This is a genomic window from Ancylobacter mangrovi (assembly GCF_024752355.1).
Classification (GTDB): domain Bacteria; phylum Pseudomonadota; class Alphaproteobacteria; order Rhizobiales; family Xanthobacteraceae; genus Ancylobacter; species Ancylobacter mangrovi.
Window position 1 is genome coordinate 126,178 of sequence record NZ_JANTHZ010000003.1, and the last position, 21,010, is coordinate 147,187.

Annotated in this window: 18 protein-coding genes; 15 read left to right on the forward strand and 3 right to left on the reverse strand. The window is 71.3% G+C overall.

From position 1 onward, the window contains the following. Positions 1-114: 114 nt before the first annotated feature. From NVS89_RS09860 to hisG, 5 genes are all read left to right on the forward strand, one after another. Positions 115-2,037: a tetratricopeptide repeat protein gene (locus tag NVS89_RS09860; protein WP_258732509.1), complete on the forward strand. Its 1,923-nt coding sequence runs from the start codon at positions 115-117 to the stop codon at positions 2,035-2,037. Positions 2,038-2,094: 57 nt separating this feature from the next. Further along, positions 2,095-3,213: a TIGR03364 family FAD-dependent oxidoreductase gene (locus NVS89_RS09865; protein WP_258732511.1), complete on the forward strand. Its 1,119-nt coding sequence runs from the start codon at positions 2,095-2,097 to the stop codon at positions 3,211-3,213. Positions 3,214-3,329: 116 nt separating this feature from the next. Further along, positions 3,330-4,964: a histidine--tRNA ligase gene (hisS, locus tag NVS89_RS09870; RefSeq protein ID WP_258732513.1), complete on the forward strand. Its 1,635-nt coding sequence runs from the start codon at positions 3,330-3,332 to the stop codon at positions 4,962-4,964. 205 nt (positions 4,965-5,169) lie between these two features. Next, a complete protein-coding gene (locus tag NVS89_RS09875) occupies positions 5,170-6,288 on the forward strand; it encodes an ATP phosphoribosyltransferase regulatory subunit (RefSeq protein WP_258732514.1) in 1,119 nt (372 codons plus the stop codon). 10 nt (positions 6,289-6,298) lie between these two features. Further along, complete coding sequence (gene hisG, locus NVS89_RS09880; protein WP_258732516.1) at positions 6,299-7,297, forward strand: ATP phosphoribosyltransferase; 999 nt, start codon at positions 6,299-6,301, stop codon at positions 7,295-7,297. Positions 7,298-7,340: 43 nt separating this feature from the next. On the opposite strand, the gene cysG is transcribed toward hisG, so the two are convergent. After that, positions 7,341-8,840, reverse strand: coding sequence for a siroheme synthase CysG (gene cysG, locus NVS89_RS09885; protein WP_374114554.1), 1,500 nt, complete (start codon positions 8,838-8,840; stop codon positions 7,341-7,343). A 404-nt stretch (positions 8,841-9,244) separates the two neighbouring features. Here cysG and NVS89_RS09890 point away from each other — a divergent pair, with 404 nt between their 5' ends. Beyond that, a complete protein-coding gene (locus NVS89_RS09890) occupies positions 9,245-9,637 on the forward strand; it encodes an RcnB family protein (protein WP_258732517.1) in 393 nt (130 codons plus the stop codon). Positions 9,638-9,747: 110 nt separating this feature from the next. On the opposite strand, the gene msrA is transcribed toward NVS89_RS09890, so the two are convergent. Together msrA and NVS89_RS09900 are read right to left on the reverse strand one after the other, a co-directional pair. Further along, on the reverse strand, positions 9,748-10,401 hold the full coding sequence (gene msrA, locus NVS89_RS09895) for a peptide-methionine (S)-S-oxide reductase MsrA (RefSeq protein ID WP_258732518.1): 654 nt from the start codon (positions 10,399-10,401) through the stop codon (positions 9,748-9,750). A gap of 160 nt (positions 10,402-10,561) precedes the next feature. Beyond that, the gene (locus NVS89_RS09900) at positions 10,562-10,861 is read right to left on the reverse strand and encodes a hypothetical protein (protein WP_258732519.1); all 300 of its coding nucleotides are present in this window, start codon (positions 10,859-10,861) and stop codon (positions 10,562-10,564) included. Between the two features lie 572 nt (positions 10,862-11,433). Between NVS89_RS09900 and ccoN the strand changes: the two genes are divergently transcribed. The 9 genes from ccoN (at position 11,434) to NVS89_RS09945 (ending at position 20,961) form a co-directional block, all read left to right on the forward strand. Continuing rightward, positions 11,434-13,026 (forward strand): cytochrome-c oxidase, cbb3-type subunit I, encoded by a 1,593-nt coding sequence (gene ccoN / locus NVS89_RS09905; RefSeq protein ID WP_258732715.1) that lies wholly within the window; start codon positions 11,434-11,436, stop codon positions 13,024-13,026. A gap of 11 nt (positions 13,027-13,037) precedes the next feature. Beyond that, a complete protein-coding gene (gene ccoO, locus NVS89_RS09910; RefSeq protein ID WP_258732521.1) occupies positions 13,038-13,799 on the forward strand; it encodes a cytochrome-c oxidase, cbb3-type subunit II in 762 nt (253 codons plus the stop codon). 11 nt (positions 13,800-13,810) lie between these two features. Further along, positions 13,811-13,966, forward strand: a complete 156-nt coding sequence (locus tag NVS89_RS09915) for a cbb3-type cytochrome c oxidase subunit 3 (RefSeq protein ID WP_258732522.1) — start codon at positions 13,811-13,813, stop codon at positions 13,964-13,966. Positions 13,967-13,970: 4 nt separating this feature from the next. Beyond that, positions 13,971-14,879, forward strand: a complete 909-nt coding sequence (ccoP, locus tag NVS89_RS09920; protein WP_258732523.1) for a cytochrome-c oxidase, cbb3-type subunit III — start codon at positions 13,971-13,973, stop codon at positions 14,877-14,879. Positions 14,880-15,201: 322 nt separating this feature from the next. Continuing rightward, entirely contained in the window at positions 15,202-16,659 is a 1,458-nt protein-coding gene (ccoG, locus tag NVS89_RS09925; RefSeq protein WP_258732525.1) for a cytochrome c oxidase accessory protein CcoG, read from the forward strand. A 57-nt stretch (positions 16,660-16,716) separates the two neighbouring features. Further along, positions 16,717-17,217, forward strand: coding sequence for a FixH family protein (locus NVS89_RS09930; protein ID WP_258732527.1), 501 nt, complete (start codon positions 16,717-16,719; stop codon positions 17,215-17,217). Positions 17,218-17,219: 2 nt separating this feature from the next. Then, positions 17,220-19,607, forward strand: a complete 2,388-nt coding sequence (locus tag NVS89_RS09935; RefSeq protein WP_258732528.1) for a heavy metal translocating P-type ATPase — start codon at positions 17,220-17,222, stop codon at positions 19,605-19,607. Continuing rightward, on the forward strand, positions 19,604-19,795 hold the full coding sequence (gene ccoS / locus NVS89_RS09940) for a cbb3-type cytochrome oxidase assembly protein CcoS (protein WP_258732529.1): 192 nt from the start codon (positions 19,604-19,606) through the stop codon (positions 19,793-19,795). Before NVS89_RS09935 ends, ccoS begins: the two co-directional genes overlap by 4 nt. Then, positions 19,792-20,961 carry a hypothetical protein gene (locus tag NVS89_RS09945; RefSeq protein ID WP_258732530.1) on the forward strand — a complete coding sequence of 390 codons (1,170 nt, stop codon included), beginning with the start codon at positions 19,792-19,794 and terminating at the stop codon, positions 20,959-20,961. Before ccoS ends, NVS89_RS09945 begins: the two co-directional genes overlap by 4 nt. Positions 20,962-21,010: the final 49 nt, after the last annotated feature.

The window sequence follows — 21,010 nt, forward strand, 5'->3', positions numbered from 1 at the left end:
GGCGCGAGCGGCCATCAACTCGCCGCAAGCCGTGCTAGAGTCACCTAGCGTTAGGTTTTTTGACAGGCCGTTCGCGGAAGCGCATTCCGTCGGCCGCCGCGAGAGGACCGCCGAGTGCTCGACAGCACGAACACCGAACCGTCGGACGACGTGCCGGTTTCGACCGACGCGGCGGCGGATGCCGTGCCGCCCGAGCAGGTTCGGCGTGCCCTCGCCAGCGTGCTGGACTCCGAGGAGCTGAGCTCCTCGCCGCAGCTCTCCAACATCCTGCGTTTCGTGGTGGAGGCGACGCTGGAAGGGCGCCGCGACGCGATCAAGGGCTACACGATCGCGGTCGAGGCGCTGGGGCGCGACGCCTCCTTCGATCCGCAGGCCGACCCGATCGTGCGGGTGGAGGCGACGCGCCTGCGCCGGGCGCTGGAGCGCTACTATGCCGGCGCCGGCGCCAATGACGAGATCGAGATCGTGGTGCCGCGCGGCAGCTACGTGCCGCAGTTCACGCCGCGCCGGCCGAGCGATGCCGGGGGCGCGGCCCCCGTGCCCGGCACGGCCGAGCCCGCGTCCCAGCCGGCCGGTCCGGGCGAGGGCGAGCCGGTGGTGCTGGTTCCCGCCGATGCCGGACGCCGCTGGAGCCTGCGCGGCTTCGTCGCCGGCGCGCTGGTGCTGCTTGTGGCGGTGGTGCTGGCGGGCATCGTGATCGAGACTGTGGAGCCGGTCGCCTGGCGGGCGCTGGTGTCGAGCATCGCCCTGCGCCCGATCGAGCGTGCCAATCGGCTCGGCATGCCGATGGTGGAGGTGCGCCCGTTCGATTCCACCGGCGGCGCGCCGCTGCCGCCGAGCGAGATCACCCGCAGCGCCGGGGTCGTCACCAGCGGCGAGTTCACCGCGCGGGCGATCGAGGTGCGGGTGCGCGATGCGCTGGCGCGCTTCGACATGCTCGACGTGCTCGCGAGCCCCGAGGTCCACCCGGTGGTGAGCTGCGGCAGCGCGGGCGTTTCGCCCTATTCGGCCTTCGCGCTCGGCGGGCTGGTGGAGAATCACGAGGACGGCAGCATGTCGGTGCTGCTGCGGCTCTCGGACCTGTGTGACGGGACCATCGTGTGGTCGCGCGAGTTCGACAGCCTGAAGCCGGGTGGGGACCCTTCCGCGACCGAGGTGGCGCTGGTGCGCGACATCATGGCCGCCATCGCCGAGCCCTATGGCGTGATCCAGGCCCGGGCGCGGGCGCGGGTCACCGCCTCCGGCGGGCCGGACAAGGCGGGCCCGTATGGCTGCGTGCTCGACGCCTATTCCTACTGGCGCAGCTATCTGCCGGCCGAGCATCGCCGGGCGCGGCAGTGCCTCGAGCGCTCCGTCGCCGCCGACAGCACCTTCGCGCTGGGCTACGCGCTGCTGGCCGAGCTCGACCTCGACGAGATCCGTACCGGGGTTGAGCCGCGCTCCGACCAGCCGGTGCTGGACCGCGCGCTGGCCGCCGCCGAGCAGGCGGTCGAGCTGGAGCCGACCAGCGCCTTCGCCCAGCGCGTGCTGATGGACGTGCACTTCTTCCGCGGCGAGCGCTCGGCGGCGATCGCCTCCGGCCAGACCTCGCTGGCGCTCAACCCCTACGACATGGACGTGCTGGCGGATTTCGCCGGGCGGCTGATCGCGTTCGGCGAGGTCGAGCGCGGCGAGAAGATGCTCGCCAGCGCGACCCAGGCCGCGCCGGGCATGCCGCCCTGGGTCGACTTCTACCGGGTGATCGCGGCCTATCTGCGCGGCGACGCGCCGGGCGCGGCCTCCGCCGCCGACCAGCTCATGGGCGACGGCTACGCGCCCGGCCTGCTGGCGCGGGCGCTGGCCAGCAACATGGCGGGCGAGCGCGAGGCGGCGCAGTCGGACCTGCGCAAGCTGGTGGAGATCGCGCCCGCCTGGCGCACCGAGCCCAAGCTGATGATCGAGCGCTTCTTCCCCGATCCGTCGGTGGCGCTCCGGGTGGCGAACGACCTCGCCGACGCCGGCCTGCCGATCCCCAAATCCTCCGCCGCGGCGGACTGAGCCCACCGGCCCGCGCCTTCCGCTCTCCACCCTTCCGCACGCGTCATCGGATCACCCATGTCGGACCGCTTCGATCTTGCCATCGTCGGCGCGGGCGTCGTCGGCCTCGGCCACGCGCTGGCGGCGCTCCGGCGCGGGCTGCGCGTGGTGGTGGTCGACCGCGACGCGCGCGCCAACGGCGCCTCGGTGCGCAATTTCGGCTTCGTCACCGTGACCGGCCAGCAGCGCGGCGAGTGCTGGCGCCGGGCCATGCGCACGCGCGACATCTGGGCCGAGGTGGCGCCCAAGGCCGGCATCGACATCGTCCATCGCGGGCTGCTCGTCGCGGTGCGCCGGTCGGAGGCGCTGCCGGTGCTCGACGCCTTCCTCGCGAGCGAGATGGGGGAGGGCTGCGCGCGCCTCTCACCCGTTGAGGTCCGCGCCCGCCTGCCGGCGCTGGAGGGTAGCGTGACGGGCGGGATGTGGAGCCCGCGCGACCTGCGGGTCGAATCGCGTGAGGCGATCCCGAAGCTCGCCGCCTGGCTGGAGAGCGAGGGCGTCGTCTTCCGCCGCGAGACCGCGGTGACCGGGATCGAGCCGGGGCGGATCGACACTTCGGGCGGGCCGGTGCACGCCGCGCGCCTCGTGGTGGCGCCGGGCGACGACTTCCACAGCCTGCTCGGCGAACGCTTCAAGCCCTACGGCCTCACCCGCTGCAAGCTGCACATGCTGCGGGTCGCGGACCCGCGGCTGGGGCGGCTGCCCGGCGCGGTGATGACCGATCTCTCGCTGGCGCGCTATCTCGGCTATGCCGAGTTCCCCGAGGCCGAGCCGCTGAAGCGGCGGCTCGCGGCCGAGCAGGGCGAGCACCTCGCCAACGGCGTGCACCTGATCGTGGTGCAGTCGGCCGACGGCTCGCTCGTCATCGGCGACAGCCATCACTATGCGCCGACGCCCGACCCGTTCGCGTCGGCCCGTGTCGACGAGCTGATCCTCGACGAATATGCGGCGCTGTTCGGGGCCGGGCCGGAGCGGGTGGTGGAGCGCTGGACCGGCACCTATGCCTCCGCGCCGGACCGGCTCGCCTTCATCGACCGGCCCGACCCGGCGATCCGCCTCGTCGTGGTGACGAGCGGCACCGGCGCCTCGACCGGCTTCGCCATCGCCGAGGAGGCGGTGGCCGAATTGTTCGACTGACGGCGGCCGGTTCGACGGGCTCGCGAGACGGGCGGTGGTTGCTGGTTGGCCAGCCATCAACTAAACCCGCGCCGACCGAGACTTTCCCACGAACGCCCGCAGGAACGACGCCCATCATGGCCAAGGACAAGACCAGCCGACTGAAGGCCCGCACGCCGCGCGGCTTCGCCGATCGCGGCCCGGCCGAGCTCGCCGGCACGCGGTCCATGCTGGAGACCATCCGCAAGGTCTACGAGCTCTACGGCTTCGAGGCGCTGGAGACGCCGTTCGTCGAGTACACCGACGCGCTCGGCAAGTTCCTGCCCGACCAGGACCGGCCGAACGAGGGTGTGTTCTCGTTCCAGGACGACGACGAGCAGTGGCTGTCGCTGCGCTACGACCTGACCGCCCCGCTCGCCCGCCATGTGGCGGAGAATTTCGACCGGCTGGCCAAGCCGTTCCGCTCCTACCGGGCGGGCTGGGTGTTCCGCAACGAGAAGCCGGGCCCGGGCCGTTTCCGCCAGTTCATGCAGTTCGACGCCGACACGGTGGGCGCGCCGACCGTCGCGGCGGATGCCGAGATCTGCATGATGGCGGCGGACACGCTGGAGGCGCTGGGCATCAAGCGCGGCGACTATGTGATCAAGGTCAACAACCGCAAGGTGCTCGACGGCGTGCTGGAGGCCATCGGCCTCGGCGGCCAGGAGAATGCCGGGCGCCGGCTGACGGTGCTGCGGGCGATCGACAAGTTCGACAAGGTCGGCATCGAGGGCGTGCGCGACCTGCTCGGCGAAGGCCGGTGGGAGAACCCGGAAGCCAAGAGCGGCGACTTCACCAAGGGCGCGGGGCTGGATGCGGAAAATATCGATACCGTCATTAGCTTCGTTGCCCTGCAATCTGGCGAGTTCACACCCCTCGAAGATGTGACAGGACGCACTGCCGAGGCTGGCGCTGCAGGCTATGAGATCGCGACATATCGAACCGAGCAGGGCGATGCATCGCATTTCGTCGAGAGCAACAAGGGCATCATCGACGGCTTGGTGAATTCTTTCGGCAACTACACGACGTCTCGACAGGGTATCGAAGAACTGGGAGAAATCGCTCAGCTTGTGGAAGCAGCGGGTTATGGGCGCGAGCGCATCCGCATCGACCCCTCCGTCGTGCGTGGGCTCGAATACTACACCGGCCCGGTCTTCGAGGCCGAGCTGACCTTCCAGGTCGCGGACGAGAAGGGCCGCCCTGTGCGGTTCGGTTCGGTGGGCGGGGGCGGGCGCTATGACGGGCTGGTCGGGCGGTTCCGCTCGGAACCCGTGCCGGCGACCGGCTTTTCCATCGGCGTCTCGCGCCTTGCCTCGGCCCTGTCCTACCTGAAGGGCGCAGAGGCCGCGCCCGACTACGGCCCGGTCGTCGTGGTGGTGATGGACCGCGACGAGGTCGCGCACTACATGGGCCTCGTCGCCAGGCTCCGGCAGGCCGGCATCCGGGCCGAGATGTATCTCGGCAACCCGAAGAACCTCGGCAACCAGTTCAAATATGCCGACCGGCGCAACAGCCCCTGCGTCGTCATCCAGGGCTCGGACGAGCGCGCCGCGGGACAGGTGCAGATCAAGGACCTGATCGAGGGCGCCAAGGCCGCCGCCGCCATCACCGACAACGCCGAATGGCGCGAGAGCCGGCCGGCGCAGTTCGCCTGCGCCGAGGACGAGCTGGTCGCGAAGGTGATCGAGGTGCTGGACCATCACGGCGTCCCGCACGGCGCGGCGCTGGGCTGAGGCCGCCGCGCGGGGCCGATCGCTACGCAGGCACTGCCGGACGGCCGTGCGCATGGACCCCGCCGCCCCCCTTTGCTAGAAGCGCGCTGCCCGACGGACATACCGCGCCGTCAGGCCCGAAGATCCGTCAGGCCGGGAACGCCCCCGGCGCCGCGTTCGAGACCCACGTCCGAGATCCACGACCCACGAGCCGAGACCCCGTTCCATGCTCTCCGCGACGAACCACGCCGAGGAACTGCTCGCGCTCTATGCGCGGGCCGGCTTCGCGCGCGTCGAGCCGCCGGTGCTGCAGCCCGCCGATGCCTTCCTCGACCTGTCCGGCGAGGAGATGCGGCGCACCATGTTCATCACCACCGACCCGGACGGGCGCGAACTGTGCCTCAGGCCGGACCTGACGCTGCCGGTGTGCCGGCAATACATCGCCGACGGCGCCGCCCAGCCGCGCGACTTCGCCTATCTCGGCCCGGTGTTCCGCTCCGACGTCGCCAATGGCGAGCTGCTGCAGGCGGGCGTCGAATCCTTCGGCCGCGCCGACCGCGAGGCGGCGGATGCCGAATTGCTGGCGCTGGGGCTGGAGACGGCGGCGCTGTGGGGGGTGATCGACCCCACCATCCGGCTCGGCGATGCCGGGCTGTTCGCCACCCTGCTCGACGCGCTGCATCTGCCGCCGGGCTGGCGGCGGCGCCTGATCAAGGATTTCGCGCGCTCGGGCGATCTCGGTGCCGACCTCGCCGCGCTCAAGGCGCGACCGGGCGGCAGCGGCGCGGGCGCCTATGCCGGCGTGCTCTCCGCCTTCGCCGGCTCCGACCCGGCGGCGGCGCACGCGCTGGTGACGGACCTGCTCTCCATCGCCGGCATCTCGACCGTGGGCGGGCGCACCGTGCCGGAGATCGCCGAGCGCTTCCTCGAGCAGGCGGCGCCGGGCGACGCGGAAGGGCTGGCGCCGGAGAAGGTGGCCGTGATCGAGCGCTACCTCTCGATCGCCGGCGACCCGGACACGGCGGCGCGGGCGCTGCGCGCGCTTGCCGACGAGGCGGGGCTCGACCTCGCTTCGGCGCTCGATTCGTTCGAGAGCCGCACCAACTTCATCGCCGCGCAGGGCGTGGCGCCGGAGCGATTGCGCTTCGCCGCCGCCTTCGGCCGGCCGCTCGACTACTATTCCGGCATGGTGTTCGAACTGCACGAGAACGGCGAAGGCGCGCCGCTGGTGGCGGGCGGGCGCTATGACGGGCTGCTCGCCCGGCTCGGCGCGCCGGACCCGGTGCCGGCGGTGGGTTTCGCGGTCTGGCTCGGCCGGCTCGACGCCGCCGAAGCACGCATATGAGGGGGCGGAGATGAGCGCACAGGCATCATCGCTCGTCGTCGCCGTGCCCTCCAAGGGCCGGCTGCAGGAGAATGCGAGTGCGTTCTTCGCGCGGGCGGGAATGAACCTCACCCAGTCGCGCGGGGCGCGGGACTATCGCGGCACGCTGTCGGGCGTGGAAGGCGTGGAGGTGGCGTATCTCTCCGCCTCCGAGATCGCCAGCCAGCTCGCCTCGGGCGCGGTACATCTCGGCGTCACCGGCGAGGACCTGGTGCGCGAGACCATCGCCGACGCCGACGCCAAGGTGCTGCTGGTGGAAGGGCTCGGCTTCGGCTTCGCCAATGTCGTGGTCGCGGTGCCGCAGGCCTGGATCGACGTGCGCACCATGCGCGACCTCGACGACGTGGCGACCCATTTCCACGCCAGCCGCGGGCGGCGGGTGCGGGTGGCGACCAAGTACCTCAACCTGACGCGCGCCTTCTTCGCCCGCCACGGCATCGTCGACTACCGCATCGTCGAGAGTCTCGGCGCCACCGAGGGCACGCCGGCGGCGGGGACGGCGGAGCTGATCGTCGACATCACCACCACCGGCTCGACGCTGGCGGCCAATGCGCTGAAGGTGATTGAGGACGGGGTGATGCTGCGCTCGGAGGCGAACCTCGTCGCCTCGCTCCACGCCGACTGGAGCCCGGCGGCGCGTGCGGCGGCGCGGGCGCTGCTCGACCGGGTGACGGCAGCCAAGCGCGCGGCCACCATGCGCGAGGTGAAGACGCGCTTTTCCGCCTGTGACAGCGCGATCGTGCAGGAGGCGGTGCGCCGCTTCGGGGCGGTGGCGCCGTTCGGGGCGCCGACCTCGTCGGGGATGGTGACGCTGCACTGCCCGCCCGACACGCTGCACGCGCTCGCCGTGTTCCTGCGCGAGAAGGGGGCGGCGACGGTCTCGGTCGGCCCGCTCGACTATGTGTTCGCGGCCGAGAACCCGCTCTACGAGAAGCTGGAAGCGCGGATCGGCTTCGCCCCGGCCGACTGAGGCCGGTCCGCCGGTTCAGGCGCGGCAGGTTACGCGCAGTGGTTCAGGCGAGCGCGGCGAGGGCCTCGCGTTCGAGCTCGCCGGCGAAGGCGGCGGCCTCGCCGATGGCGTGGCCGAACAGGATGAGGCACGGCCCGCCCGCGCCTTCCGCGACCGCCCGCTCCAGCGCCGGCGCCAGCGTGCCGACGGTGGCGGGGACCTGGCGCTCCTCCGGCCGCGTGGCCGAGAACACCGCGATCGCCGGCGTCGCCGGATCGAGCCCGGCGGCGATGGCCTGCGTGGCGAGCTCGGCCCAGGTGCGCTGGGGCATGTAGACGACCGTGGTCGCGGCCGGGTCGGTGAGCGCGGACCAGTCGAGGTCGCGCGGCAGGCGGCCGTCGCGGGCATGGGCGGTGACGAATTGCAGCCGGCGCGCATGGTCGCGATGGGTGAGCGAGACGGCGAGACGGCCGGCCGCGCCCTGCGCCGCGCTGATGCCCGGCACCACCTCGACCGGGATGCCGGCGGCACGGGCGGCGGCGATCTCCTCGCCGGCACGGCCGAACACCATCGGGTCGCCGCCCTTGAGGCGCACCACGCGCTTGCCCTGCGTCGCCAGCGAGACCATCAGCGCGTTGATGTCGTCCTGCTTGCAGGAAGGCTTGTAGCCGGTCTTGCCGACCAGCATCTTCCTTGCCTCGCGGCGGGCGACGTCGAGCACCGCCGGGGCGACGAGATCGTCATAGAGCACCACGTCGGCCGACTGCAGCACGCGCACCGCCTTGAGGGTGAGCAGTTCCGGGTCGCCCGGGCCGGCGCCGACCAGCGCCACCGAGCCGCGCCCGGCGGCGCCGCGCTCGAACTCGGCACGGGCGAGCAGGTCGTCGCGCAGCGCTGGGGCGGGCTCGGCCTCGGGCGCCTCCAGGGCGCGCGCGGTGAAGCGCTCCCAGAAGCGGCGGCGGCCGTGATGGGAGAGCCCGAGCGCGCTCACCAGAGGGCGCCAGCTCCGTGCCGCCTCGGCCCAGTGGCGGAAGCCCTGCGGGATCACCGCCTCGATCTTGGCCCGCACCGCCTGGCCGAACACCGGGGCGGCGCCGTCGGTGGAGATGCCGACCACCAGCGGCGAGCGGTTGACGATGGCGCCGAAGGCGAAATCGCAGAAGGCCGGCTTGTCGACCACGTTCACCGGCACGCCGGCGGCGCGGGCGGCAGCGGCGAAGCGCGCGCCTTCCTCGTCCTCCTCCATCGCGCCGATGGCGAGGGCGGCGCCGTCGAGGTCGGCCAGCGTCCAGTCGCGGGCGACGAGGCGTACCGGTCCGTCCGGCGGGGCGGCGGCGAGCGCCAGGAGATCCTCGCAGGGGGTGGGGGCGATCACCTCGACCTCGGCCCCGGCGGCGGACAGCAGCTCCGCCTTCCAGCTCGCCGCCTCCGAGCCCCCGGCCAGCATCACGCGCCGGCCCTGAAGGGCGAAGAACACCGGCAGTCGGGCAAGCGCCGACATGCGCGCGGCCACGGGCCGGGCGGTGCGGTTGGCGGGAACGGGCGAGCGGTCGGCTTCAGTCATGACATCAGGTGCCGGCAGTGAGCGGGATCGTTTAACACATACAAGGTGCGTTTATTCCAGTCAATAAACGATATTCTAATGTGAATTACGGGCTTCCTGCCCCCACGTGGCGGGCGACGTGCCGCAGAAGCGGGCGCCATGCGGGACGCGCAACGCATGGGCCAACTGCCATGTTTGCGGGAACCGGCCGGGCGCTTGCGGATTGTCTCCCCGCGTGTGGCCTGCATCACGAAGGAGATCCAGCTAATCGGCGCCCAACTGGAGAGTACCTGCGCAATACCTGGCGTTGTCATCGCTCCATTACAAATTGTTTAGGGACGTATTCATTGGGCGTTCATGTCGTGAGCTGCATCGTTCCTGTCATAGATGATGTGAAATGACACATCGCGCTTGGAGTATACGTCATGAAACGACTGATTATTGCCGCTTCTCTTCTGTCTGTGCTTGGCACCCCCATGGCGTTCGCGCAGGGTGGGTACTCGCAGGGGCACCAGAAGCCCCCCTACGCGCAGCCGCACAACACGCCCACCCGGCACGGGCCGCCACCGCACGCGCAGGCGAACGGGCACGCCCAGCACCATGTGCAGGCCAAGCCGCATCATGCGCAGCCCCATCACTCGCAGTGGTCGAGGGGGAAGCGGCTGCCGGCCGGTTACCGTCAGAACGTCGTGACCGACTACCGGCGCTATCATCTCGCCCCGCCGCCGCGCGGCTACAAGTGGGTGCGCGTCAATAACGAGTACCTGATGATCGGCATCGTCAGCGGCCTGATCTCGTCGATCGCGCAGGGCGGCTGAGCTGGCGCACGGGACGACCGCCCCTGGGCGGATGCTTTCCCCAACGAGCGGGTTGAAAAGAAAGGGACGCGGCAGTGCCGCGTCCCTTCGTGCTTTCCGGGGAGGACGTCTCAGGCGTTCACGCCGGTCCCGATCGGGCAGGAGACGCCGGTGCCGCCCAGCCCGCAATAGCCGTTCGGGTTCCGGGCGAGATATTGCTGGTGGTAGTCCTCGGCGAAATAGAAGGTCGGGGCGTCGACGATCTCGGTGGTGATCGGCGGGAAACCCTTCGCCTTCAGCGCCGCGTCATAGGCCGTCTTGCTGGCCTCGGCCGCCGCGCGCTGCTCGGGCGAGGTGACATAGATGCCGGAGCGGTAGGTGGTGCCGACATCGTTGCCCTGGCGCATGCCCTGGGTCGGGTCGTGGCTCTCCCAGAACAGCCTGAGCAGTTCGTCATAGGACACCCTCGCCGGATCGTAGACCACGAGCACCGCCTCGGCGTGGCCGGTCATGCCGGTGCAGGTCTCCTCATAGGTCGGGTTCGGCGTGATGCCGTTGATGTAGCCGACCGCGGTGACCCAGACACCGGGCGTCCGCCAGAACTTGCGCTCCGCGCCCCAGAAGCAGCCGAGCGCGAAGATCGCGGTCTCATAGCCCTCGGGATAGGGGCCCTTGAGGGCGTGGCCGTTGACCACGTGGCGCGCCGAGGTCGGGATCGGCTGCGGGCGCCCGGGCAGGGCGGTGTCGGGGGTCGGCAGGTCGAGACTCTTCTTGAAGAAGAACATGGCTTCGTCCCTCGTTTTCCGCTGCCTAATGTAGTCATTCCGGGCCGTGCTTGCGAGGGCGGCGCCGTGCGATCGCGCAAGCGTGGTCGTGCCGGGACGCCGGGAAGGGCGGCGGGTGCGGGGGCGCGCGTGCGCGATCCGGTCGCCGGCGCGCCGGGCGTCAGCGGCGCTTCGGGCGCCCGATCAGGATCAGGAGGAGCCCGAGCACGCCGAGCACGGCGAAGAGGGGCGCCTGCAGCAGCGGCACCATCACCGTCTCCCACGTCCCGGCGGGCAGGTTGGAGCTGACGAGGTCCTCGGCGCGCGCCAGGCTGGTCTCGCTGGTGGCGAGCCAGGTGACGCCGAGCGGGGTCATCACCAGGCTCGAGGAGGCGATCGAGCGCACGCCGTCGAGCACGAGGGCGACGAACCCGCCGGCCAGCAGCCACATGCCGACGAAGCGCAACAGGAAGCGGATCATGCTGTGGTCTGTCCCCCGAACGGCCCCGACACGGCGCCCCGATATCCCCCGGCCGCCGTGCTTTCCCAGACGTCGCGTCCTTGCGGACGCCCTGTCCTCTTAGACGCCATCGCCAACCCGCCGCAAGGCCGCATCCGGCCGTGTCGCGCTCCTTTGCCGCGCGGGCGGGCCGAAAGCGGCGGGCTGCCGGGCCGGCATGCCGCCGGGTGAGCAGGGGCGGGTGCCGCCGCGGCGGGCGGGAGGCGCTGCCGGCGGGAGGTAAGCGGGAAGTGGCACGTTCCCCATCGGCGTTCCGCTGCGTCGTTCCGCCGCCACCTCGCGCCTCCGTGAAGACCCGTAGCCTTGACCTGAATCAAGGCTGCCGGGGTGCCGCAAGGCGAATGGTCGACCCGATTGAATGGAGTCGTTCCAGATCCAAGGAGATCGGGGGCGTGGAGGGTCGCATGACGCAACTGAGCAGCGCCACGAGGCAGGAAAACGGCGGGTCGGGCGCCACCGAGCCAGGTGTCGATCAATCCGGCCGCAAGAAGCTGACATTCGGCGAAGGAGGCCTCGCCTTCGTGTTCGCGGTGATGACGCTGGTGTGCATCACCGTCGCCTCGCGGGCGCAGGACCCCGGCTACGCCTTCCACGCCTATCTCTCGGCGCTGGCGAGCGTGGCGGCGGTGTTCGTCATCCTCAACCGCTATGTGGAGCGGCCGGCCGCGCTGCCCCCGCTCGAGATCGCCGGCAAGCCCAACTACAATATGGGGCCGGTCAAGTTCGCCACCGTGGCGGCGATGTTCTGGGGAATTGCCGGTTTCACGGTCGGCGTCATCATCGCCTTCCAGCTCGCCTTCCCCTGGCTCAATTTCGACCTGCCCTGGACCGCCTTCGGCCGGCTCCGGCCGCTGCACACCTCGGCGGTGATCTTCGCCTTCGGCGGCAACGTGCTGATCGGCACCTCGTTCTACGTCGTGCAGCGCACCTCGCGGGCGCGGCTGGCGGGCGAACTGGCGCCGTGGTTCGTGGTGCTGGGCTACAATTTCTTCATCGTCATCGCCGGCACCGGCTATCTGCTCGGCATCACCCAGTCGAAGGAATATGCCGAGCCGGAATGGTACGCCGACCTGTGGCTGACGGTGGTGTGGGTGACCTACCTGCTGGTGTTCCTCGCCACGCTGTGGCGGCGCAAGGAACCGCACATCTATGTGGCGAACTGGTTCTACCTCGCCTTCATCGTCACCATCGCGATGCTGCACCTGGGCAACAATGCGAGCCTTCCGGTCTCGGTGTTCTCGCCCAAGTCCTACATCGTGTGGTCGGGCGTGCAGGACGCCATGGTGCAGTGGTGGTACGGCCATAACGCGGTCGGCTTCTTCCTGACCGCCGGCTTCCTCGCCATCATGTACTACTTCATCCCCAAGCGCGCCGACCGGCCGGTCTATTCCTACCGGCTGTCGATCATCCACTTCTGGGCGCTGATCTTCCTCTACATCTGGGCGGGCCCGCACCACCTGCACTACACCGCGCTGCCGGACTGGGCGCAGACGCTCGGCATGACCTTCTCGATCATGCTGTGGATGCCCTCCTGGGGCGGCATGATCAACGGGCTGATGACGCTCTCGGGCGCGTGGGACAAGCTGCGCACCGACCCGGTGATCCGCATGATGGTGGTCTCGGTCGCCTTCTACGGCATGTCGACCTTCGAGGGGCCGATGATGTCGGTGAAGGCGGTGAACTCGCTCAGCCACTACACCGACTGGACCATCGGCCACGTGCATTCGGGCGCGCTGGGCTGGGTCGCCTACATCTCCTTCGGCGCCATCTACTGCCTGGTGCCGTGGCTGTGGAACAAGCGCGAGCTCTACTCCCTGCGCCTCGTCAACTGGCACTTCTGGATCTCGACGCTGGGCATCGTCTTCTACATCTCGGCGATGTGGGTGGCGGGCATCCTGCAGGGCCTGATGTGGCGCGCCTACACCTCGCTCGGCTTCCTCGAATACTCGTTCATCGAGACCGTCGAGGCGATGCATCCCTTCTACATCATCCGCGCGGTGGGCGGGGTGCTGTTCCTGCTCGGCGCGCTGCTGATGGCCTTCAACCTCTACATGACCATCCGCCAGCCCGACGCGGTCGAGGCCGACACCGGCGCGCGCGCGCCGTCCCTCGTGCCGGCCGAGTGAGGATCCCCATCATGGCTGAAGCCGCAACCAAGAAGACCCCGACCTCGCTCTGGGCCAAGCATGCCTTCTTCGAGAAGAACTCGATCTGGCTGGTGATCGGCATCCTGATCGTGGTCGCCATCGGCGGCCTGGTCGAGATCGTGCCGCTGTTCTACCTGAAGAGCACGATCGAGAAGGTCTCGGGCGTGCGTCCCTGGACGCCGCTCGAGCTCGCCGGGCGCAACATCTATGTGCGCGAGGGCTGCTACAACTGCCACTCGCAGATGATCCGCCCGCTGCGCGACGAGGTGGAGCGCTACGGCCACTACTCGCTGGCGGCCGAGAGCATGTACGACCACCCGTTCCAGTGGGGCTCCAAGCGCACCGGGCCGGATCTCGCCCGCGTCGGCAACAAATATTCCGACGAGTGGCAGCGTCAGCACCTCGCCGATCCGCGCTCGGTGGTGCCGGGCTCGATCATGCCCGGCTACCCGTTCCTGGCGCGCACCCGGCTGAAGGCCGAGTATATCGCCGAGGACCTGTCGACCCAGGCCGAGCTCGGCGTGCCCTATTCGCCCGAGATGGTGGAGAACGCGCTCGCCGACCTGCGCGCCCAGGCCGATCCGAATGCCGACGCCGATGCCCTCGACGAGCGCTATCCGGGCGCCCAGCAGCGCGACTTCGACGGCAATCCCGCCCTGCTTTCCGAGGCCGATGCGCTGATCGCCTACCTGCAGGCGCTCGGCACCATGGTCGATTTCAAGCTCTATGACGACAAGGCCAATGTGCGCTGAGGAGGCATGACATGAACGAGACCTACCGCGCCCTTGCCGAGTTCGCCCAGACCTGGGGCCTCGTCTATTTCGTCGCGATCTTCCTGTGCGTGCTCGCCTATGCGCTGAACCCGCGGCGCAAGGGCGAGTTCGACGAAGCCGCCCGCCTGCCTCTGAGCGAGGACTGAGACCATGGCCGACATTCATGCGCAGAACCCGCACGCCCAGGACGCGCACAAGCACGAGGTCGACGCCGTCACCGGCGTGTCGACCACCGGCCACGAATGGGACGGCATCAGGGAGCTGAACAACCCGCTGCCGCGCTGGTGGCTGTGGCTGTTCTATGCCTGCATCGCCTGGGCCGTGGTCTACTGGTTCGCCTATCCGGCCTGGCCGCTGGTCTCGGGCTACACCTCCGGCCTGCTGGGCTGGAACTCGCGCGAGGCGATCCAGGCGGACCTCGCGGCGCTGCACGCCCAGCGCGCCGCCTTCGCCGGCAAGCTGGACGCGGCCTCGCTCGAAGAGATCGAGGCCAACCCCGAGCTGCTCGCCTTCGCCCGCGCCCAGGGCCGGGCGGCGTTCGGCGACAATTGCGCGCCGTGCCACGGCGCGGGCGCCGGCGGCGCCAAGGGCTATCCCAACCTCAACGACGACGACTGGCTGTGGGGCGGCACGCTGGAGCAGATCCAGAACACCATCCTGCACGGGGCGCGCTCGACCGACGATGGCGGGCACATGGGCGACATGCCGGCCTTCGGGCGCGACGGCATCCTGACCCGGCCGCAGGTGTTCGCGGTCGCCGACTACGTGCTCTCGCTGTCCGGCCACGCGCCGGAGGGGGCAACCGACCTCGAGGCCGGCAAGCAGGTGTTCGAGGCCAACTGCGTCGCCTGCCACGGGCCGGACGCCAAGGGCAATCCCGAGCTCGGGGCGCCGAACCTGACCGACGCCATCTGGCTCTACGGGTCCGACCGCGACACGATCGTCGCCACCGTCACCAACGGGCGCGGCGGCATCATGCCGGCCTGGTCGGGCCGGCTCGACCCGAGCACCATCAAGGCGCTCACGGTCTATGTCCACGCGCTGGGCGGCGGCAAGTAAGCGCCCGACAGGCGAGGCCGGGCGGCGGAGGGGCGGCCCGGGCCGGCGCCGGATCAGGCGCCCGCGGCCTTCGCGCCCGCATGGGCGAGCGGGCCGCGGTGCGCCGGTGAGGGGGCTCCGGCCGGGGGCGGAGGAGCCCCCTCACTCCCTTCCCGCGCCCTGTCCCCGAGGGCTTCAAGCGACGTTGCGCGCGGCGTCCGGCTGCGGCGGGGCGCCCCAGCGGCGTGCCGCCGCATAAGCAGTTTCCCGCCCGGCATGGACCGGATCAACGGCCTATTCTCGAACGCCTAAAAGGAGCCGAGGAAAGGCCGGGACAGGCAAGATGAACGTGGCGACGAAAGCGGAAGTGGATACCGATATCGAGGGCCCGCTCTACGAGGCGCGGCGCAAGATCTATCCGATCGCGGTGCACGGCACCTTCCGCCGCATCAAGTGGACGCTGCTCGTCATCACGCTCGGCATCTACTACCTGCTGCCCTTCGTGCGCTGGGACCGCGGGCCGAACGCGCCCTCGCAGGCGGTGCTGGTCGACCTCGCCAACGGGCGCTTCTACTTCTTCTTCATCGAGATCTGGCCGCAGGAGATCTACTACATCACCGGCCTGCTGATCCTGGCGGCGCTGGTGCTGTTCCTGATGAACGCGGTCGCCGGGCGGCTATGGTGCGGCTATCTGTGCCCGCAGACCGTGTGGACCGACCTGTTCCAGGCCATCGAGCGCATGGTGGAGGGCGACCCGCGCCAGCGCCGCGACAAGCTCAAGCACGCCTCGCGCACGCAGCGCGCCTTCGAGGCGGCGGCCAAGCACGCGCTCTGGCTGATGGTGGCGTGGTGGACCGGCGGCGCCTGGGTGCTCTACTTCGCCGATGCGCCGACCCTCGCCATGCAGCTCCTGAAGGGCGAGGCGCCGCTGGTCGCCTATCTGTGGATCGCCATCCTCACCTTCACCACCTATGTGCTCGCCGGCCACATGCGTGAGCAGGTGTGCACCTATATGTGCCCGTGGCCGCGCATCCAGGCCGCGCTGACCGACGAATACGCGCTCAACGTCACCTATCGGTACGACCGCGGCGAGCCGCGCGGCTCGCTCAAGAAGACCGAGGCGCTGAAGCTCGAAGGCCTGCCGGCGGGCGACTGCATCGACTGCCGGCAATGCGTCGCCGCCTGCCCGACCGGGGTCGACATCCGGCTCGGCAGCCAGCTCTCCTGCGTGCAGTGCGGGCTGTGCATCGACGCCTGCGACACGGTGATGAAGAAGGTCGGCCGTCCGACCGGGCTGATCGCCTACGACACCGAGATGAACGTCGAGCGGCGGATCAAGGGCCTGCCGCCGGTGACGAAGATCCTGCGCGCGCGCACGGTGCTCTACGCGGCGCTGATCGTGATCGTCGGCGGCATCATGGTGGCGACGCTGGCGATGCGCGGCTCGGAATCGGTCGCGGTGATCCATGACCGCAACCCGCTCTTCGTGCAGCTCTCCGATGGGGCGATCCGCAACGCCTACACGCTGCGGCTGGTCAACAAGCAGTCCATGCCGCGCCGCTTCGCCATCTCGGTGACGGGCGTGCCGCAGGCGCAGCTCGAGATCGCCGGCGGCACCACCGAGATGGAGGACGGGCGGCCGGTGGTCGAGGTCGGCCCCGACCAGACCTTCGAGCTGCGCGCGCTGGTCTCGACCGAAGCCCGGCTGCCGGCCAACGCCTCGCTCGAGATGAGCTTCCAGATCACCGACGTCGCCAGCGGCGAGACCAGCTCGGCGCCCGACCACTTCAAGGGCCCCTGAGCGCCGCGCCAACCGCGGCTACCGCCCGGTCCGAACCGCCTTGCAAGGGAGTACGCCATGGCCTCGCCCGTCACCGGCCCGATCGACGAGCATCCCGGCCGCCCGGTCACCGGCCGCACGGTGCTGGTCTGGTTCGTCGGCTTCTTCGGCGTCGTCTTCGTCGCCAATTTCTTCCTGGTGCGCGAGGCGCTGACCACCTTCGGCGGGGTCGAGACCGAGAGCTCCTACCAGGCGGGCCTGCTGTTCAGGCAGGAGAGCGAGGCCGCGGCCGCGCAGGCGGCGCGGCACTGGAGCGTCGACGCGCATATCGAGCCCGGCCGGATCGAGGTCAGCGCGAAGGACGCGCAGGGGCTGCCGATCGTCGGCACCGAGCTGGCGCTCACCCTCCACCACCCGACCGACCGGCGCTATGACGAGAAGCTCACCCCCGAGCCGGTCGGGCCCGGCCGCTGGCGGGTGAGCGACCACATCGCGCCCGGCCAGTGGGAGCTGATGATCGAGCTGAGCCGGAACGGCGAGCGCCAGTTCCGCTCCGCCAACCGCATCCTGGTGAAATAGGCATGGCGACGGGCGCGCAGATGCGGGCGCCGGGTTTCGGTTTGCCCGCCCGCGAGGTTGTCGCGCGAGAGGCTGCCGCGCGTGAGGCTCGCGCGGCGCGTGCCGGGGCGGCCATTGCGGACGCCGGTGCACAGCCGGGCGCGCAGGACCTGTCGCTGTTCCTGCACGAGGCGCCGGGCGGGCAGGTGGAGATGGCCTTCGCCATCGAAGGCATCGACTGCGCCGCCTGCATCGACGAGATCGAGGACGCGGCCGAGGCCGAGCCGGGCGTCGCGCAGGCGCGGCTGAACTACACCACCCATCGCCTCACCGTCGCCTGGGCCGCCGGCGCCGAGCCCGGACCGGCCGGGGTGATGGCGGCGCTGGCGGGGCGCGGCTACCGCGCCTATCCGTTCGAGGCCGACCGGGTGGAGGAGAGCGAGCGCGGCGCTTCGCGCCATCTGCTGCGCTGCCTCGCCGTGGCCGGCTTCGCGGCGATGAACATCATGCTGCTGTCGGTCTCGGTGTGGTCGGGCAACCTGTCCGACATCACGCCGGAGACGCGCGACCTGTTCCACTGGCTCTCGGCGCTGATCGCGCTGCCGGCGGCGGCCTATGCCGGCCAGCCCTTCTACCAGAGCGCGTTCCGGGCGCTGAAGGCGCGTTCCCTCAACATGGACGTGCCGATCACGCTCGGGGTGATGCTGGCGCTCGGCGTCTCGGTGTTCGAGACGCTGAACCACGCCCGCGACGCCTATTTCGATTCGGCGGTGATGCTGCTGTTTTTCCTGCTGACCGGGCGCTATCTCGACCAGGCGATGCGGCGCCGGACCCGCGCCGAGGCGGGCAACCTCGCCGCGCTGCGCGCCACCAGCGCCAACCGGATCGGCGCCGATGGCAGTCTCGTCACCGTCCCCGCCGCTGCGGTGAAGCCGGGCGACGAGGTGATGGTGCGCGCGGGCGAGCGGGTGCCGGTGGACGGGCGGGTGCTCTCCGGCACCGGGGCGGTCGATGAGAGCCTCGTCACCGGCGAGACCCTGCCGCGCACCTTCGCCGCCGGCGAGACCGTGCATGCCGGCGCGCTGGTGCAGGATGGCGCCCTGCGCCTGATCGCGACGGCGGTGGGCGAGGACACCTTCCTTCAGGAGATCGAGCGGCTGCTGGACCGGGGCGCCACCGCGCGCGGGCGCTATGTGCGGCTCGCCGACCGGGCGGCGCGGCTCTACGCGCCGATGGTGCACACCACCGCCGCGCTCTCGCTCGCCGGCTGGCTGATTGCCGGCGCCTCGCTGCACCAGGCGGTGCTGATCGCGGTGGCGGTGCTGATCATCACCTGCCCCTGCGCGCTGGCGCTGGCGGTGCCGGCCGTGCAGGTGGTGGCGGCGGGGGCGCTGATGCGGCGCGGCGTGCTGCTGAATTCGGGCGACGCGCTGGAGCGGCTCGCCGAGGCGGACGCGGTCGCCTTCGACAAGACCGGCACGCTGACGCTGCCCGAGCCGGCGATCGCCAACCGTGACGCGGTGCCGGCCGATCTGATGGCGGCGGCGGGGCGGCTCGCGCACGCCAGCACCCATCCGCTGGCACGGGCGATCGCGGCCGCCGCGCCCGATGCGGCGCCGGCCGAGGAGGTGCGCGAGGTCGCCGGGCTCGGCATCGAGGGCATGGTCGGCGGTGAGACCGCGCGGCTCGGCAGCCCGGCTTTCTGCGGATTCGACGAACAGGACACCAAGGGTGCGTCTGGCACGTCCCACGTGGCGGTGAGCCTCGGGGAGAGGCGGGCGCTGATCGAGATCCGCCAGGCGCTGCGGCCCGATGCGGGCGCGGTGGTCGAGGCGCTGCGGCGCGCCGGGCGGCACATCGTCATCCTTTCGGGCGACCGTCGCGAGGCGGTGGCGCCGGTGGCGGCAGCGCTCCGTGTCGAGGACTGGTGGGGCGGGGCCCGGCCGGCCGAGAAGATCGCGGTGCTGGAGAGCCTTGAAGCGGGCGGGCGCAACGTGCTGATGGTGGGCGACGGCATCAACGACGCGCCCTCGCTCGCCAGCGCCCATGTCTCGATCTCGCCGATCACGGCGGCCGACGTGGCGCGCGCGCAGGCGGACGCGGTGTTTCTCGGCGAGAGGCTGGCGCCGGTGGCGGCGGCGCTCGCCGTCGCCGGCAAGGCGCGGGCGCTGATGCGGCAGAACCTCGCCATCGCGGTGATGTACAATGCTGTCGCCGTGCCGCTGGCGATCGCCGGCGCGGTGACGCCGCTGGTGGCGGCGCTCGCCATGTCCGGCTCGTCGCTGCTGGTGACGCTGAACGCGCTGCGCGCGCGGCGCGCGGCCGGGCCGGAGATGGCGGTGTTCGAGGCGGCCACGTTCGAGGCGCCGGCCTCCGGGCCACCGGGTCGCACGAGGGAGGACGCGCGATGACCGTGCTGCTCTATCTGGTGCCGGCGGCGCTGAGCCTCGGCCTTCTCGGCCTCGCCGCCTTCATGTGGTCGCTGCGCACCGGCCAGTATGACGATCTCGACGGCGCCGCGGTGCGGGTGCTGAGCGACGACGATCTTCACGACGACGATGCCCGCGACCCGCGCCCCCATGGAGCCGGGCGGCGATGAGCGCGGACGGGCTGTTCGAGGATTACGAGGCGCGCGCCGGGCGGCTCGCCTGCGCCTGCCCGGAGGATGCCCCCCGCGCGCTGCGCCGGCCGATCGGCGAGGGGCGGCTCGCGGGCGGCTTCGCGCTGGTGGTGCTGGCGCAGGCGCTGACCCTCGGCGTGCTGCCGCTCGCCGGCGCCATGCTGGCGGCGGGCCAGAGCTACGGGCCGGTGCCGCTGGGCGCGCTGCCGCTCGCGGCCTTCCTCGCCGGTGCGGCGGTGGCGAGCCTGCCGGCGAGTTTCCTGCTCGACACGTTCGGCCGGCGCGCGGGCTTCGCGCTCGGCGCCAGCCTCGGCGTCGCCGGGGGCGTGGTGTGCGCCTATGCGATGACCGTGGCGGCGCTGCCGCTGCTGGTGGTCGGCGCCGCCTGGCTCGGCGCGGCGCAGGGCTTCGGCATGTTCTATCGCCACGCGGCCGCCTTCGGCGCGGGCGCGCCGGGACGCGCCGGCGCGGTGGCGCGGCTCCTCGGCGCGGGGGCGCTGGCGGGTCTCGTCGGCCCGCTGCTGGCGGGCGGGGCTGAGGCGCTGGCCGCGCCCTACACCTTCGCGGGCACGCTGCTGCTTGCCGCCATCGCCCAGCTCGGCGCGCTCGCCTTCGCGGTGAGCCTGCCGGAGGCGCGCTTCTCCCATGCCGACCTCACCGTCGAGGCAATGCGCGCGGCGACGCCGGCCGCCGGGGTGCCGCGCGCGCTCGGCTGGCGGGCGATGGCGGCGCCGCTCGCGCTCGGGGCGCTGGCCTGGGGGGCGATGACCTCGGCTATGGCCGGGGCGCCGCTCTCGCTCGCCGGTTGCGGCATCGGCGTCCCGGCGATCTCGGGCTTCGTCGCCTGGCATGTGGTGGCGATGTACGCACCCGCGCTCGCGGGCGGCTGGATCGCACGCCGGATCGGCGCCGCCCCGCTCGCGCTGCTCGCGCTCGCTGGCTGCCTCGCCGCGGCGGCGATGGTGCGGCTGCTGCCGGAGGCGGCGGGCATCGTCGCGGCGTTCCTGGCGGTCGGGGCGGGCTGGTCGCTCGCCACCCTCGCCGCCACGCTGATGCTGCACGAGCGCGGCGCGCCCTCGCGGGCACAACTCGCGCTGCACGACGGCGCGCTGCTCATCGCTGCGCTGGCCGGGGCGCTGGTGTAGCAGCGCCGGCCCGGGACGGCACGACACCGGAGAGCATTGCCGGCGGCCG

Coding starts and splice junctions, on each gene's coding strand:
- hisG (WP_258732516.1), top strand. CDS start 6,299: ATGAGCGCACAGGCATCATCGCTCGTCGTCGCCGTGCCCTCCAAGGGC.
- NVS89_RS09900 (WP_258732519.1), bottom strand. CDS start 10,861: ATGATCCGCTTCCTGTTGCGCTTCGTCGGCATGTGGCTGCTGGCCGGC.
- NVS89_RS09875 (WP_258732514.1), top strand. CDS start 5,170: ATGCTCTCCGCGACGAACCACGCCGAGGAACTGCTCGCGCTCTATGCG.
- ccoG (WP_258732525.1), top strand. CDS start 15,202: ATGAACGTGGCGACGAAAGCGGAAGTGGATACCGATATCGAGGGCCCG.
- NVS89_RS09935 (WP_258732528.1), top strand. CDS start 17,220: ATGGCGACGGGCGCGCAGATGCGGGCGCCGGGTTTCGGTTTGCCCGCC.
- NVS89_RS09865 (WP_258732511.1), top strand. CDS start 2,095: ATGTCGGACCGCTTCGATCTTGCCATCGTCGGCGCGGGCGTCGTCGGC.
- NVS89_RS09945 (WP_258732530.1), top strand. CDS start 19,792: ATGAGCGCGGACGGGCTGTTCGAGGATTACGAGGCGCGCGCCGGGCGG.
- hisS (WP_258732513.1), top strand. CDS start 3,330: ATGGCCAAGGACAAGACCAGCCGACTGAAGGCCCGCACGCCGCGCGGC.
- ccoP (WP_258732523.1), top strand. CDS start 13,971: ATGGCCGACATTCATGCGCAGAACCCGCACGCCCAGGACGCGCACAAG.
- cysG (WP_374114554.1), bottom strand. CDS start 8,840: ATGACTGAAGCCGACCGCTCGCCCGTTCCCGCCAACCGCACCGCCCGG.
- ccoS (WP_258732529.1), top strand. CDS start 19,604: ATGACCGTGCTGCTCTATCTGGTGCCGGCGGCGCTGAGCCTCGGCCTT.
- NVS89_RS09915 (WP_258732522.1), top strand. CDS start 13,811: ATGAACGAGACCTACCGCGCCCTTGCCGAGTTCGCCCAGACCTGGGGC.
- ccoO (WP_258732521.1), top strand. CDS start 13,038: ATGGCTGAAGCCGCAACCAAGAAGACCCCGACCTCGCTCTGGGCCAAG.
- NVS89_RS09930 (WP_258732527.1), top strand. CDS start 16,717: ATGGCCTCGCCCGTCACCGGCCCGATCGACGAGCATCCCGGCCGCCCG.
- ccoN (WP_258732715.1), top strand. CDS start 11,434: ATGACGCTGGTGTGCATCACCGTCGCCTCGCGGGCGCAGGACCCCGGC.
- NVS89_RS09890 (WP_258732517.1), top strand. CDS start 9,245: ATGAAACGACTGATTATTGCCGCTTCTCTTCTGTCTGTGCTTGGCACC.
- msrA (WP_258732518.1), bottom strand. CDS start 10,401: ATGTTCTTCTTCAAGAAGAGTCTCGACCTGCCGACCCCCGACACCGCC.